General features: G+C 70.3%; 12 protein-coding genes and 3 pseudogenes. 7 read left to right on the top strand and 8 right to left on the bottom strand.

The window, feature by feature from the left end:
* Positions 1–6: 6 nt before the first annotated feature.
* Positions 7–1,152, bottom strand: a complete 1,146-nt coding sequence (locus ACFYXV_RS28995; RefSeq protein WP_389384450.1) for an ISL3 family transposase — start codon at positions 1,150–1,152, stop codon at positions 7–9.
* A gap of 739 nt (positions 1,153–1,891) precedes the next feature.
* Positions 1,892–2,053: a hydrophobic protein gene (locus tag ACFYXV_RS28990; RefSeq protein ID WP_383351504.1), complete on the bottom strand. Its 162-nt coding sequence runs from the start codon at positions 2,051–2,053 to the stop codon at positions 1,892–1,894.
* 213 nt (positions 2,054–2,266) lie between these two features.
* Between ACFYXV_RS28990 and ACFYXV_RS28985 the strand changes: the two genes are divergently transcribed.
* Together ACFYXV_RS28985 and ACFYXV_RS28980 are read left to right on the top strand one after the other, a co-directional pair.
* Positions 2,267–2,440 carry a CsbD family protein gene (locus tag ACFYXV_RS28985; protein ID WP_389384449.1) on the top strand — a complete coding sequence of 58 codons (174 nt, stop codon included), beginning with the start codon at positions 2,267–2,269 and terminating at the stop codon, positions 2,438–2,440.
* A 1,567-nt stretch (positions 2,441–4,007) separates the two neighbouring features.
* Positions 4,008–4,634, top strand: coding sequence for a hypothetical protein (locus tag ACFYXV_RS28980; RefSeq protein ID WP_389384448.1), 627 nt, complete (start codon positions 4,008–4,010; stop codon positions 4,632–4,634).
* A gap of 131 nt (positions 4,635–4,765) precedes the next feature.
* Here ACFYXV_RS28980 and ACFYXV_RS28975 read toward each other — a convergent pair whose 3' ends face one another.
* From ACFYXV_RS28975 to ACFYXV_RS28955, 5 genes and pseudogenes are all read right to left on the bottom strand, one after another.
* On the bottom strand, positions 4,766–5,329 hold the full coding sequence (locus ACFYXV_RS28975) for a dihydrofolate reductase family protein (protein ID WP_389384447.1): 564 nt from the start codon (positions 5,327–5,329) through the stop codon (positions 4,766–4,768).
* A gap of 641 nt (positions 5,330–5,970) precedes the next feature.
* Positions 5,971–6,386: pseudogene (locus ACFYXV_RS28970) on the bottom strand (DUF4240 domain-containing protein); the annotation flags it as partial.
* Positions 6,387–6,568: 182 nt separating this feature from the next.
* Positions 6,569–7,834, bottom strand: a complete 1,266-nt coding sequence (locus tag ACFYXV_RS28965) for a multidrug effflux MFS transporter (RefSeq protein WP_389384446.1) — start codon at positions 7,832–7,834, stop codon at positions 6,569–6,571.
* Between the two features lie 3 nt (positions 7,835–7,837).
* Positions 7,838–8,482 carry an NAD(P)-dependent oxidoreductase gene (locus ACFYXV_RS28960; RefSeq protein WP_389384445.1) on the bottom strand — a complete coding sequence of 215 codons (645 nt, stop codon included), beginning with the start codon at positions 8,480–8,482 and terminating at the stop codon, positions 7,838–7,840.
* 23 nt (positions 8,483–8,505) lie between these two features.
* A complete protein-coding gene (locus tag ACFYXV_RS28955) occupies positions 8,506–9,258 on the bottom strand; it encodes an MBL fold metallo-hydrolase (protein ID WP_389384444.1) in 753 nt (250 codons plus the stop codon).
* Between the two features lie 81 nt (positions 9,259–9,339).
* Here ACFYXV_RS28955 and ACFYXV_RS28950 point away from each other — a divergent pair, with 81 nt between their 5' ends.
* From ACFYXV_RS28950 to ACFYXV_RS28935, 4 genes are all read left to right on the top strand, one after another.
* Complete coding sequence (locus tag ACFYXV_RS28950) at positions 9,340–9,969, top strand: winged helix-turn-helix transcriptional regulator (protein ID WP_389384443.1); 630 nt, start codon at positions 9,340–9,342, stop codon at positions 9,967–9,969.
* Positions 9,970–10,131: 162 nt separating this feature from the next.
* A complete protein-coding gene (locus ACFYXV_RS28945) occupies positions 10,132–10,359 on the top strand; it encodes a hypothetical protein (RefSeq protein WP_389384442.1) in 228 nt (75 codons plus the stop codon).
* Positions 10,360–10,434: 75 nt separating this feature from the next.
* Positions 10,435–10,899, top strand: coding sequence for a DUF6228 family protein (locus ACFYXV_RS28940; protein ID WP_389384441.1), 465 nt, complete (start codon positions 10,435–10,437; stop codon positions 10,897–10,899).
* Between the two features lies 1 nt (position 10,900).
* Positions 10,901–11,362: a hypothetical protein gene (locus ACFYXV_RS28935; RefSeq protein ID WP_389384520.1), complete on the top strand. Its 462-nt coding sequence runs from the start codon at positions 10,901–10,903 to the stop codon at positions 11,360–11,362.
* A 34-nt stretch (positions 11,363–11,396) separates the two neighbouring features.
* Here ACFYXV_RS28935 and ACFYXV_RS28930 read toward each other — a convergent pair.
* Positions 11,397–11,734 (bottom strand): annotated as a pseudogene (locus tag ACFYXV_RS28930) (ATP-binding protein); the annotation flags it as partial.
* 470 nt (positions 11,735–12,204) lie between these two features.
* Between ACFYXV_RS28930 and ACFYXV_RS28925 the strand changes: the two are divergent.
* A pseudogene (locus ACFYXV_RS28925) lies at positions 12,205–13,551 on the top strand (hypothetical protein); the annotation flags it as partial.

The following is a 13,551-nucleotide window of genomic DNA, read 5'->3' as shown; positions in this document are numbered from 1 at the left end:
TGAAGGTCATGGTGGCTGTGCGAGGACGAGGGTTCGCAAGAGAGAGAAGGACGCTCGGCCGTATGACCGGCGTTTGATCAGTTTGATGCGTGTGACCCGGCCCTCGACGGCGCCTGAGCTCCAGTGGAGCGTGAGGCCGTTGACGACGGCGGCCCAGTCGTTCTGGAAGAAGGAGGCGAAGCCCTGGATCGGCGATGCCCCCTGATCGAGAGCGCGGGTCATCCAGCCTGTGAGGTCGTGACCTCGGCGTTCGCGAGCGATGGCACTGAACTCGTGGGCGAGGTCGCGGGCGGCGTCCAGGTCAGGACAGGCGTCCAGGATGCGGTTGAGCTGATCGCGCCGGCCGTCGGTCAGGGTGTCAGGCCGGCGCATGATCCAGGTCGTGATCCGGCGGGGACTGGGAATCGGCTGGCGTGGTTCCGGGGCGGCGGTGCCGGCAGGGAGGGTCGCGATGTACTTGGTGACCACGACGCGATTGCCGCGGTAGCCGCGTTCGCGCAGCTGGTGGATGTCGGTGTGCCACTGGCGGACTCGGGCCAAGAGCTGCCCGTCTGGTGGGTCGCTGGGCTCCGGTGGCCCGATCAGCGCCGCCAGGGATGCGGGGCTCGACGGCCCCTGGCACTGGTCCAGATCGTCGATCTCGGCGTCTTTACGCAGGGAGACTCGGTGCTGGTGGGCGGTTCGTTCGACGGCACGGGCGAGCGAGTACAGCAAGTGCCACCTGTCTGCCACCTGGATCGCGTCGGGTGCCGCGCGTGCAGCGGCCTGGCTGAAGGTGCTGCACCGGTCCCGGCAGATCACCCTGATTTCGGGATGGTCGGTGAGCCAGGAGGCCACGGTGTCCGCGGTGCGGTCGGGCAGCAGGTCGATCGGCCGCCGGGTTTCGACGTCGATCAGCACGGTCCCGTAGGTGGCGCCCTTGCGGAACGTGAACTCGTCGATGCCCAGGACCGTGACCTTGCCGGACGGCGGGTCCGGCAGTCGCCGGAGTTCCCCCAGGATCACGTCCCGGCTCGTCTGCGTCGGTAGGTAGCCGGCAAGCCGGGCACCGGCCCGGCCGCCGACAGCCAGCCCGATCGCCTGCACCATTCGGGCGAGGGACGTGGTCCGGCGCCGGTGGCCCGTGGTCAGGCCCGGGACCTGCTCCGCCATGGTCCGGCGGGGCACAGACCGTTGTCACAGAAGAACCGGCGGATCCGCAGCCGTAGCAGCACTCGCCGCCCAGCGGGCGGTCAGCCATGCGTCGCATGTACGTGCTGTGCACGCGTGAGGCGGTCACGCCGCACGAGGGGCACGTCACCATCGGCTGCCGAGCATGCAGGTCGATCCACACAGCATCCCCAACGACGCGTACTGCATCGATGCCCAGTTGCTCGACGTCGGGCCACACCAGATCCAGAACTGTTCGTCCCCCACAAACACCATGCTGAGGAACGGGCATCTAGAACTACACGAGATGTTTAGAACTGGCCGTCACGAAATATCCGCCACAGCCGTTTCCCAAAAATCGCCATCAGCCACGCCGCCCAGCGCTCAGCCTGCTGTTGACCTCGTGTCAAAGCGCCAGCAACGGGTGCCCCTCCATGACAAGCAGTCCTACGCGGACGGTGCGCTGCTGGGGCGGTGCTCGGCCAGGCCGGTCCCTTGAGTCCCTTTCAGTCGGAGCCGGTGTGACCGGGACGGCCGCCGATCTTTGGAGGTGAGCAGGTCCCTGCTGCGTCACGACGACCGACCCGGCTGCTTTCGCGCATACCCCTGGGCGACCGCCCTTACCCCGTGTCCTCGGCGTCGAGGAGTTGACGCGGCAGGGGACGGCACACGGCGGTGGGCCGCTCCCCGGGTTGGGGAGCGGCCCACCTTGGCCTATCGCCGGGACGTGCCGCAGGCCCGGCTACCAGCGGTACCAGCGGCCGCTGCTGCCCTTCGGACGGGCGACGAACCCGATCAGCCACAGCACCAGAACCGCGATCGCGATCCACCACAGGATCTTCACCACGAAACCGGCGCCGAGGAGGATCAGGATGAGCAGAAGAACGAGAAGCAGGGGAACCATAGTTATCAACCTCCGCAGCGGCGACTGCCCGCCACCGCGACGCTCATGCACCCGACTTTTACCCGATTCTTATCCGCACGGCCGGGTATGAGCGACGGCCCGCCGCAACGTGGCGCAGTCGGTTCGCCCAGTCGGCGGCGAGGGGGTTTGCGGTCGCCGATCTGGAGCAGGCGTCAGGTCACGACCAATCCGGTACTACACGAGGAGGTCCCGATGTCGGGCACGGAGAAGACCAAGGCCACCGCCGAACAGGCCAAGGGCAAGGCCAGGGAAGCCATCGGCCGCATCGCCGGCAACAAGCGGATGACCGCCGAAGGCCACGCCGACCAGGCCAAGGGCAACGCTCGACAGGCAAAGGAAGACATCAAGGACACTTTCCGCCACTGACCCGGGCGTCCTGACACGCCCCCTTCTCAGGCCCCGACCCTCCCCCTGGGTCGGGGCCCGAGTGCGTGCCGGCCGCCCATCCACGGGCGCGACCGACGCTCCTTCGGGCTCGGGCCACCGGTCCGGGGCTGGTTCGGCTGCCGTGCCATGCACTGGCCGGTCAGGTGCCGCCCTCCCCCGTCAGGTTCGCTCCCACGCGTGCCTGCGGACGGCCGTGGGCGCGAGTGGTGGGGGCCGGCTGGTGGGGGAAGTCGCCCCGTTCGGGGCGTCACCGGCCACTTGCCGGGCAAGGGGCGCGGTGAGCGGACACGGATCCTGCGCCCCGGCAGAGGCCGGACAGGCCCGAGACGGAGCCGGGGGCCAAGCCGGTGCCTACGCCGTTGCGTATCGATGGCGTGCTGGTCATTGCTCGGTCGGTGATGCCGATGGTCGCCTACCCGCGGTCAAAGACCTGGTGGCGCCATACGGCCTCGGCAGCAGGGATCCAGCAGCGCTCGTCTCCGTGAGCGGACCGGCTGCTCCTGGCGGCATGGCTTGCACAGGGGATACCCGCCGTGGTCGTAACGGCATGTCTGCTGGTGGCACCACGCCGGGCGGCGAGACCCGGGGAGGCGATCTTCTCCGAGCAGTGCCGGGGCCGGAAACGACACCATCATCGTCGAGGGCGAGACCGCGTCGAGCACCGTGGCGGGCAATGGCCAGACCGGCAACGACGGGACCATCGACGGCAACCCCGGCAACGACACCATCTTCGTCCGATGCAGCGCCGGCGACAGCGGAGCCGTGAACGACAGGGGCGGGAACGGCGCGAGACGGCTACAACCGGACCATCACCGGCGGAGGCGGCACCGACACCATCGCCGTCCTCGGCGGCAGCGGCGGCGAGGGATGACTACGCAGAGGCGAGCGCGGCGCCGGTGGTATCGCCAACAACGGCAACCTCACCGGAAACCTCATCACCCTCGACGGCACCACCGGCCCAACCCTCCCCTAACCCCACGACGCACACCCCTGTGCCGGCCGTACTCCCCCATGGCGCTGAACGGCCCCTCTCACCAGCACACAGATCTGCGATCCGTCGATCGCCAGGCACTCGGCCCCTCGGCACCCCGGCCCCGCAACGTGGCGTCGGCCTCGCGTTTCACGGTGGCACGGGTCGGAGCAGTCGATCGTCGGCTGCACAGTCATCTCCATGCTCGGAGCATCCCAGGCAGGCCTGACCGACTTCCGCCGGCGGGGCCGGTCAGCGGAGTTCGGGCTCCTCGCCGACGGGCTGCGCGTCCAGGGCCTGACGGTCGAAGACAACCATGCCGCGGAAGAAGAGGAGCCGGACCGCCGGTCGAGGCGGCCGCGTACGGCCAGGTGCAGAACGGGGGTCGCTCCGTAGATCACGGCCGGCAGGATCGTCGAGGCGGTGACGAGCTCCAGACGGCCCGGGCCGCGAGGGCAACCGAGCGACAACGGCTTCGCCGCCGTTTAGTGCCGATCATCGCTCGATATGAATGGTGGCGTTCGCGATCCCCGCGATCCCCGCGGGGGTCCCCGTGCTACGAGAAGAGGAAATCCGATGAGAGTTGGCTGGCTCGGAGCGTGCGCGCTGGCGGGTTCCCTCGCATCCGGCGCGCTCATGGGCTGGGCGGCCCCGCAGGCGCAGGCGCTGGAGCAGGCGGCACCGTCCTCCCGGCAGTCGGCGCCACCGCAGCTGTGCCACGACGGGCCCCACGGGTCCGACGGGGAGTGCGGCGGCGGGCAGCCCGGCCCGCCCGGACCTGCCGGACCCGCGGGGCCTGCCGGTCCCGCCGGGGCGGCGGGCGCGGCGGGAGCCGCCGGGGCGGCAGGTGCCGCAGGGGCGGCCGGTGCGGCGGGTGCCGCCGGTGCACAGGGCCCCGCAGGGCCTGCCGGACCCGCCGGACCCGCGGGACCGACCCTCACCCTCCGGCAGGTCCTCGGGCCCGAGGTGACCATCCCTCCCGGCACCGCGGTCGGCAGCACCGCGCAGTGCCCGGCAGGGCAGAAGGCGATCTCCGGAGGCTTCCGCTCGTCGTCCGGGGTCACCGTGAACGTGTCCCAGCAAGCCAGCGTCAGTGGCGCGGCCGCGGGAGACGCGTGGCTGGTCCAGGCGTACAACCCCACGGATTCCACCAACGCCGTGGTCCAGGCGTACGCCTACTGCGCTCCCGTGACGCTCGCCTGACGGACACCGTCGCGACGGGCGCGACGAGGCCGTCTCCGTCAGCGGGCGCACCGCGCCTGCGGACGGGGACGGCCCCCAGCCTTCTGCGGGGCCGGTGCGCCGCCGCGCTGGGAATGCGGGGGCACGGAAGCTCAGCGCCTGGTCTCGTACCTCGACAGGACGACGCCGCAGGGCAGCGTCCGCGTCTCGATCAAGCGCAGGTCCACCCACCGGTCCAGCGCGGCGAAGAACGGCGTGCCGGAGCCGACCAGGACCGGGGCGGTGGCCAGTACGTACTCGTCGATCAGGCCGGCCCGCATGGCCGCACCGGCGAGCGTCGCGCCGCCGATGTCCATCGGGCCGCCGTCCTCGGCCTTGAGCCGGGTGATCTCGGCGACCGCGTCGCCGGTGACCAGGCGGGTGTTCCAGTCGACCTCGTCGAGTGTCGAGGAGAACACCACCTTCGACATGTTCCGCCAGCGGCGCGCGAACTCGGCCTCCGCATCGTTGGTGCCGGGCTGCCGGTCGGCGGTCGGCCAGTGCGAGCTCATCGTCTCCCACAGCTTGCGTCCGTACAGCGACAGGTCGGTCGCCTCCAACTGGTCGGACCAGAACCGGAACAGCTCGTCGCTCGGCACTCCCCAGGCGATGTCGTCGCCGGGTGCGGCGATGTAGCCGTCCAGGGTCACGTTCATCCCGTAGATCAGTTTCCTCATGCGGCCAGCCTTCCGCGCTTCGGGGCCACCCGTACCGACCGGCGCGCCGGGCGCAGCCCGTCCCCGCGGCGCCGGGTCGCCGTGAGCCCGTACTCGCTTCACAGCGCTTCGCCGAGTGCGGAGGCCAGCCGGGCATGGGTGGGGGCGAGCCGGCGGAGCCGCGCCGCCGCCGTCCGGTCGTCGCCCTGCACGAGCGGGTACTGGAGGCTGCCCAGGATCCGGCCCGGCCCTGCGCCACGGGGGTCTGTACGGTCAACGGCTCTGCCTCACATTCGGTGGTAACGGTGGGTGGTGTTATCCGAGGAGGATGCGGTGGCGGAGCAGGCCGCGAACACCGTGGACCAGGTCGATGCCGAGGTCACCGCCGAAGCCTGCCGCCTCGCAGCCCACCCCGCGGTTCCCGCCGAACCCACGGATTCGCGCAGCTGATGCACACGGGCCGACCCGCGAGTTCCCGCTGAACAGACTTCGGTTTCCCTGAACCCACCGGCCTCACCGGGTCTGAGGCTGGTGGGCGCGCATGTTGAGGTGTCGCGAATTCGTCAGCCGAGGTGTGTGCATGGCCCGATGAGATGACCGACAGTGATCCGGGAGTCTGGTTCTCTGCTGTTGGACCTCGTCTTGTGACTGCGAGCTTCCGCTTACTCCAGATAGAGAGCTGCCAAGCGGGGCAGTCGGCGGGTCGTTTCGTCGTGGGCATCGACATCGAAGTTCCAGGTGGGGTCCAGCTCCTGGTATCGGATGGTGGGTGGGATCGCTGGGAGCTGATCACCGGTCGCCGAGATGTGTGCGTTCCAGGCGATGCCCAGCATGTCCTCACCCTCCAGGTCGACGCCGTCGGCTGCGGAACCCTGAATGATCAGACAGCCTCGGAAGTAGTCGATGCCGTCGTCAGAGCACCCACCGTTGGCGCGATGTAAGCAGCGGCCCAGAGAGGGTTGGTGTAGGAGTCGCCCATCAGGTCCCGCAGAACCTGCTCAGCTGCGACGATCTCCTCGACCGGCCGGGAGGCCAGCAGCGAGGTCGCCTCGCGAGCGACCGCTTCGCCGTCGTTCGGGTTAGTGCCTTCGCGATGACGGGTGCCGGGGCTTGGAGGACGAACTGGCGGATCCCGGAGGTCCTGCCTCGTTGCGGCGGGACGCCGAACATTCGCGTTCCACGCGTCGCTGCACCCGACCGTCGTCGTACGTCCGTCACGCTGATCGCGGAAACACCCTGTTCGCCAGACGCTGGCCCGATTCACTGGATGCCGGTTCGTCTGCGGTCGATGTGCTGGCGCGGTCGCCGGTGCCCGGCGCCTCCTTGGCGAGCCGGCCTGCGAGTGCGCTCACCGGGCATCGACCGGGTGAGGACGCCGAGTGTGACCAGAGCGAGCGCCGGCAGCACGGCGACGATGATTCCCATCGGCAAGGCGTCGGTGGCGCCACCCGCGCCGGCCAGCGGAGCAAGTGCCCCGCCGAACATGAACTGGCTGAAGCCGAGCAGAGCGGCTGCCGACCCGGCGTGTCCGCCGTGGTCGGCCAGGGCCTGGGCCGCGGCGTTCGGCATGACCAGGCCCACGCTGGAGACCAGGACGAACAGGCCGATCAGGAGCACGGGCAGGGGTGCCCGTGTCAGCACCGCGCCCAGGACCGTGGTGCCACCGGCTGTCGCGCCCAGCAGACCGGCGAGCAGCAGCACGCGGGCGCCGGCCCGGGCCACCAGCCGGCCGCTGATCTGGGCGGCCGCGATGAGTCCGGCGGCGTTGACGGCGAACACGGCGCTGTACTGCTGCGGTGACAGGCCGTGGATTTCCTGCAGGACGAACGGCGAGCCGGAGATGTAGGCGAACATCGCCGCGAAGACCAGGCCGTTGGCCAGGACATACCCGGTGAAGACCCGGTCGCTGAGCAGCTGCCCGACGACAGCCGGCAGCGGCTGGCGTGACGCGGAGGACCGGGTCTCCGGCAGTCCTGCGGCGGAGGCCGCCAGCATCACGGCGCCGAGTACGGCCAGGCTCACGAAGATCCCCGGCCAGGCCGTGACGCGCAGTAGCTGGCCACCGAGGACCGGCGCGAACACCGGCGCCAGGCCGGTGATCAAGGTCAGTGTGGAGAAGAGACGTGCGGTGCGGGTTCCGGAGGTGCGGTCGCGGACCATGGCGTTGGCGATGACGATGCCGAACGCCCCGCCTATGCCCTGGACCAGGCGTAGGCCGACGAGGGTCCGGACGTCGGGCGCCACCGCGCAGAGCGCGCTGGCGATCGTGTAGAGGGCGAGGCCCGCCAGCAACGGACGCCGCCGGCCGTAGGTGTCGCTCAGCGGCCCGGCGATCAGCTGCCCGATGGCCAGCCCGGCCAGGCAGGCGGTGATGGTCAGCTGGGTGGCCGCGGCGCTGGCGCGCAGGTCGCCGGCGAGGTCCGGCAGTCCGGGCAGGTAGCCGTCGATGGACAGTGGTCCCAGGGCCACGAGCGCTGCGAGCAGGACGATGAATCGGGTTTGCCGGCCGGCGGCGTCGTTGTTCATGGCTCAGTACGCCACGGTGATGCGGCGGCGGATCGCGGTGCCGCTCTCGATCGTGTCGGCCAGGGCGATCGCGTAGTCGGCGTACGAGATGCGGCTGTTGCCGTCGTCGTCGGTGAGCAGGGTGTCCCCGGCGCTGCGGTAGGCCCCGGTCCGCTCGCCCGCTCCGATGACCGCGGCGGGCGACACGTACGTCCAGTCGAGGTCCTGCACGCCACGGTAGAGGTCGAGCGCTTCGGACTGGGCCTCGGCATTGGCCTTCCACTGCGCTGGGAAGTCCGGGTCGTCCATGACCCTGGCGCCGGTCGGCGTGCGCAGGCTACCGGCACCGCCGATGGTGACCAGGCGGGTGACGCCGGTTCGGCGGAGTCCGTCGATCAGCGCACGGGCGGCACCGACGATCGTGGCGCGGTCGTTCTCCTGGCCGATCCGGGGGCCGACGGCCGACAGTACGGCGTCGTGGGAGGCGGCGAGGCCGGCGACCGCGGCGGCGTCGGTGACGTCACCGGTGGTCACGGTCAGGGCCTGGTGCTTGAGTCCGTCGACGTGGCCGGCTCGGGTGACCGCGGTGACGGTGTGGCCGCGACGCAGTAGTTCCTCGGTGGTGGGCCGGCCGATGTTGCCGCTGGCACCGAACAGGACGATCTTCATGTGTTGCTCCTTGTTTCTGATGGTCACAGGACGGGCTGGCCGTCGGCGATGATGGCCGCGGTGATCCCGCGCTCGTCGGCGGCGTGCTGGAAGCGCTGCTCGATGTCGGGTTGTTCGGTGTAGAACGGCGGGTTGTGGAACAGGCCGTAGTGCATGGCGCAGACGGTGCCGGCGCCGAGTGCGACGGCGGCCTCGACGCCCTGCTCGGGGGTCATGGTCGCCGGGACGTTGGCCGCGTAGCCCTCGAAGTGGGCGATGACGCCGTTGACCGGGACGAACGCGACGTCGAACGGGCCGTGGTCGCGGGCGATCTGCCACCAGCTGCCGTGCCACTGGGTGTCGCCGCAGTGGATGACCCGTCGGCCGGCGCCTTCGACGACCCAGGCGACCTGGTCACAGTCGTTGCCGCGCCAGTCCAGCGAGGTCACCGGGGTGACGGTCAGCTCTCCGATGCGGCGTGACCGGCCCAGGTCCTGGGCAACTGGGGTGATGCCCGCCTCGTGCAGCGCCGCCGCGCTCGGGGTGTGGCAGCCGATCGTGCCGGTGGCCGCGATCCGGGCGATCAGGTCGTGGTCGTAGTGGTCGGGGTGCAGGTGGGTGATGAGGGCGTGGGTGCCGGGCGGGGTATCGACCGGGTCGACCGGCCGGTGCGGCGGCCCCATCACCGGCGCCAGCGGAGCGACGTTCTCGAGCGGGTCGATCAGCAGGCGGGTGTCGCCGAGACGGATCTCGACGCCGGCCCAGGCCAGCCGACGTACGGAAAGGGTGGGGGTCATGGGCAGCGACGCTAGACCGATGTTGTTGAGAAAGTCAACAAGAGCGTTTTGAATCTCAACACCACGATGTAGGGTGGTGGCATGCGCACCTACGGGCAGTACTGCGGCATCGCGAAAGCACTGGACACCATCGGCGACCGATGGACCCTGCTGATCGTCCGTGAACTGTTCGCCCTGGGTCCGTGCCGGCACACCGACCTGCGCAACGGGCTGCCGGGGATCGCCAGCAACCTGCTGGTCGACCGGCTCCGCGAACTCGAGGAAGCCGGCCTGATCCGCCGCGAGGCCGCCCCGCCGCCGGTGGCCAGCACCCTGTTCTCCCTCACCGAGCGCGGCCGCGAGCTGGAGCCGGTGCTGCGGGAGCTGAGCCGGTGGGGCGTGCCGCTGTTGCGTGAGCCGGGCGGCAGTGACACCTTCCGCACCCACTGGCTGGACATGCCCGCCCGGGCACTGACCGACCACCGCCCCGACCAGCCGGCAATCGCCCTGCAACTGCACGCCGACGGCAGCGAGGACCTGGTCATCGAAGTCAAGGACGGCTCGGTGCACACACACGCCGGCCGGGTCGACCACCCCACCGCGTCACTGACCGGACCGCCGCACCTGCTGGCCGCGACCCTGCTCGGCGACGTCGATCTGAGCGTCGCACTACAGCAAGGCCTGCGGCTCAGCGGCGAACGCGAGGCAGTACTGCGCATCCTGCCCCGCTGATCCGGGTGAGATGGCAGGCCCGCAAGCAAGTTGAGGTGTCGCCTGTTCCGGCTTGGACGGCTCTCGTTGGCCGCTCTGGGCGGCGAGGCCGGTGTTCGTGGTCCGTCCTCGGACGGATATGTTCAGCGTGGTGTGTTCGAGCCACTTCTGAAGGGGTCACCGGTGGACATTGTCGCGATCATGGAGGCGCTGGCCGAACAGGGCATAACCGTGCTGTTCAAGGCAGATGCTGAGCGGATGGCAGAGAGGCGGAAGCCCTGGACGTTCGTGGCCAGTGGCGCCCCGTTGCGTGACGACATCCTCGTGCGTACCGATGCTGCGTCGGTGGAGCAGTGCCTCAAGGCCTGCCTGCCCCGCCTGCGCGAACTGGGCTTCACTTTCCCCGAGTGACGCGACATGCCGGCTGGAGTGGAACGAGAACTCACCGTGTGAACGACGAGCACCTCCTTGACCTAGTGTTTCTGGATGAGCTCCCGAGACACCGCCCGCGAAGAACCAGCCGAACTGACCGTCCGCTGCCAGGACGACCGGTCCGTCTCGGTGAAGCTCTGCGACCTTTTCGATGAAGACGAAGACTGCGTCCACTACGCCATCGAGGCATGCGCGGCCGGCCTGAACGCTCGCCTGGACGGCGTGGCAGCCTGGAACTGGGGCGCCGACCTGGCCCCATTCCTGGAGAAGCTCTCCGAGGACTTCCGCGGCTGGGATGGAGAGCGTGTCTGGCAGACCAATGACCGCGATCTCACTGTCAGAGCGGTCTTCCGCTCGGGCGGCCATGTTGGGCTGACCTGGACACTACGTCCTTGGAGAATATCCGTTGGTAGGTGGGAGGCATCCGTCACCACCTGGCTGGAAGCCGGCGAGCAGATGTCCACACTCGCAGCCGATGTCCGGCACTTCCTCGGCCAGGAGACCGGTCATCGTGGGTGACATGCAGCTCCTCTGGACTCTCAGCGGGCGGGGATGGGCCGACTGCACCATCGCCGATCATCAGGCGGAAGCCGAGGTCACAGCCTCATACATCTCCACAGCCCCCGAGGACCTACTGACGGCGGTGGCCCGCCTCGTCACCGGTGAGGCGGAGGTACGCGTGCAGTTCGAGGCGGAACCCACCGCCTTCCGCTGGATCCTCTACCGCGAGGGCACTGACGTGTGGATTCGTGTGCTGGAACTGGCCGACGGCAGCGACCACGACAACGCTGGAACCGAAATCTGGTCGAGTCAGCAAAACATCGGCACTGTGGCTCGCGCCATGGTCCGCTGTTTCGACGAGGTCGCGCGGAAGTACGGCGAGAGCGGGTATCGCGGCAAGTGGGGCGAGCACTTTCCCCGCTTCGAACTCGAAGCCCTCAGAGAGGTCTGGCACAAGAGCCGTTCCCTGGAGAACAGCTGAGCCTGGCCGAACCTGGATGGTTTCGGCGCCGCCTGGCACAGGTTCGCCGGAACGTGTGCGCTTTGGAGAAGGACTCGTAGGAGGCGATGACGACGCCGTTCTTCTCCTCGCGTTCGGTCAGGACTTGGAAGAGAGTTCGGCGCCGCGGCGGTCGAGTTCCGTGTAGCCGAGTTCGTCGGTGCAGAGGAGGTCGACGCGGCCGTAGCGGGCGGCGGTCTTGGTCAGCTGTTTCTCATCAGCGGCTTCGACGAGCTCGTTGACGAGCGTGGTGGCCGGAACGTACTTGACCCGGTAGCCGGCCATCGCGGCTTCGGTGCCCAGGGCGATCAGCAGGTGGGACTTGCCGGTGCCGGTGTCCCCGATCAGGCAGAGGCTGCACCGCCCCCGCGGTCTCGTGCCCCAGCGTCGCCTTGTCGCCCGCGAGGGGCCGCGCCTTGAGCATGCCCTGGATGAGATGCACGTCCGGCAGACAGACCCCGGCCGCCCCGCACCTCCACGAGCACCTGTCCCGGCCCGGGGGCGGGTCCGGGTACTTCTTCGACGACCAGGCCGCCACCTTCGACGGACAGCCGTGCCGCCGGCATCGTCTTCATGCTCGTGCTCCCGTTCCTTCCGGTCCCGGACGCGCGCGATCCCCCCCTTCAGAGAACCGGCTCACGACACCGGCGCAAGGCGACCGGGTGCGCGACGGAATCAGCCCTGGTCCGAGCGCATGACAGGCCCGGGCCACCCGGGTGACGGGAGTGCGGCCGCGGCCGATGCAGGGGCCGGCGCGGGAAGGACTCCCCTCCGCGCGACCACGGAGTCGACCGACTCATACGTCACAGGAGGACGAAGCCGTCATGGTTCCCCCTACTCGTCCGGCACCGGCTCGAACGTCGGCCCGGCGAGGAACTCTCCTCAGCTGTGCCCTCACCGTACTGACGGGAATCCTCACCCCGCTCTCCCTGTCCTCCGCGGCCCATGCGGCCGACCCGTACTGCGGCACCGTCTTCGGCAGTACGGCCACCACCGGCATCACCGCCACGCTCGACGGCAGGACCGTCACGTGCCGCTACCAGCCGGCCAATACCAGCACCCTGCGCGAGTTCCAGTTCACCGTCCCGAACGGCGTCAGCGAGCTGACCGCTTTCGCCGCCACCGGTGCGCCGGGCGGCAACGGACTGTTCAGCACCCCGGGCATCGGAGGCAAGGGCGGGAAGGTGTCCGCCACTGCCGTGACGGTGACGCCGGCCCAGAACCTCTTCGTGGAGATCGGCGGCATCGGCGTCAGCGGAACGGTGACCCAGCCGGCACCCGGCGGTTTCAACGGCGGAGGGAACGGGGGCCTGGACGACGGCAGCGGAGGCGGAGCGAGCAGCCTGCAGACCTGCCGTGCCACGGACCCCGCGTGCACGGCCACGTACCCGACTCCCGGCGACCCGCGCATCCTGGTCGCTTCCGGTGGCGGAGGCGGTGGCTACAGCTTCAGCGGCGGTGGAAACGGCAGCGGCGCCGGGGGCGGGAGCTCGTTCCCCGGTGGCGTCGGGCAGCCGGGCGGGGGCTTCAACCACGCCGGCGGCAACGGCGGACCCGGCGCCAACCCCAACGCCGGCCTCGGCGGTGGTGCTTCCCCCGACACCGCCGGAGGCGGGGGCGGGGGACGGAGCAACGGCTTCAACGCGGGTGGAGGCGGAGGCGGCGGCGGTCTCGTCGACCCGCGTGGTGGGCGGGGCGGTGACGGGGGAGGCAACGGCACCTCGGGCCGCGGGGGCGACTCGAGCACGGTCTCGGACGGTGCGGGAGGCGGCGGGGGCGGCTACTGGGGCGGAGGCGCGGGCGGCAACGTCGACGGCGGAGCAGGCGCAGGCTCCTCGTACCGCCACCCCACCCTGACCACGGGCGCGGTGGCTACAGCCGACGCCACCGGCGCTCCCGTCCTCACCTTCGCCTACGTGGACCCCACGATCGGCCCGACCGGCCCGACCGGCCCGACAGGTGCGACTGGCCCGACGGGTGCGACCGGGGCTGACGGCCCGACGGGGGCGACTGGCCCGACAGGTGCGACCGGGGCTGACGGCCCGACGGGTGCGACTGGCGCTGCCGGTGCCACGGGCGCGACCGGCCCGACGGGTGCGACCGGCGCCGACGGAGCCACGGGAGCCACCGGCCCCACAGGAGCGACGGGTGCGACCGGCGCCGACGGTGCC

The sequence above is a fragment of the Streptomyces sp. NPDC002181 genome (assembly GCF_042890485.1).
Taxonomy (GTDB): domain Bacteria; phylum Actinomycetota; class Actinomycetes; order Streptomycetales; family Streptomycetaceae; genus Streptomyces.
Note: the sequence above shows the minus strand (reverse complement) of the source record. Positions and strands in the feature narration are given on the sequence as shown.

Excerpts from the sequence above, each read along its gene's own strand:
- ACFYXV_RS28995 (WP_389384450.1), bottom strand. The coding sequence starts at position 1,152 with ATGGCGGAGCAGGTCCCGGGCCTGACCACGGGCCACCGGCGCCGGACC.
- ACFYXV_RS28990 (WP_383351504.1), bottom strand. The coding sequence starts at position 2,053 with ATGGTTCCCCTGCTTCTCGTTCTTCTGCTCATCCTGATCCTCCTCGGC.
- ACFYXV_RS28985 (WP_389384449.1), top strand. The coding sequence starts at position 2,267 with ATGTCGGGCACGGAGAAGACCAAGGCCACCGCCGAACAGGCCAAGGGC.
- ACFYXV_RS28980 (WP_389384448.1), top strand. The coding sequence starts at position 4,008 with ATGAGAGTTGGCTGGCTCGGAGCGTGCGCGCTGGCGGGTTCCCTCGCA.
- ACFYXV_RS28975 (WP_389384447.1), bottom strand. The coding sequence starts at position 5,329 with ATGAGGAAACTGATCTACGGGATGAACGTGACCCTGGACGGCTACATC.
- ACFYXV_RS28965 (WP_389384446.1), bottom strand. The coding sequence starts at position 7,834 with ATGAACAACGACGCCGCCGGCCGGCAAACCCGATTCATCGTCCTGCTC.
- ACFYXV_RS28960 (WP_389384445.1), bottom strand. The coding sequence starts at position 8,482 with ATGAAGATCGTCCTGTTCGGTGCCAGCGGCAACATCGGCCGGCCCACC.
- ACFYXV_RS28955 (WP_389384444.1), bottom strand. The coding sequence starts at position 9,258 with ATGACCCCCACCCTTTCCGTACGTCGGCTGGCCTGGGCCGGCGTCGAG.
- ACFYXV_RS28950 (WP_389384443.1), top strand. The coding sequence starts at position 9,340 with ATGCGCACCTACGGGCAGTACTGCGGCATCGCGAAAGCACTGGACACC.
- ACFYXV_RS28940 (WP_389384441.1), top strand. The coding sequence starts at position 10,435 with ATGAGCTCCCGAGACACCGCCCGCGAAGAACCAGCCGAACTGACCGTC.
- ACFYXV_RS28935 (WP_389384520.1), top strand. The coding sequence starts at position 10,901 with ATGCAGCTCCTCTGGACTCTCAGCGGGCGGGGATGGGCCGACTGCACC.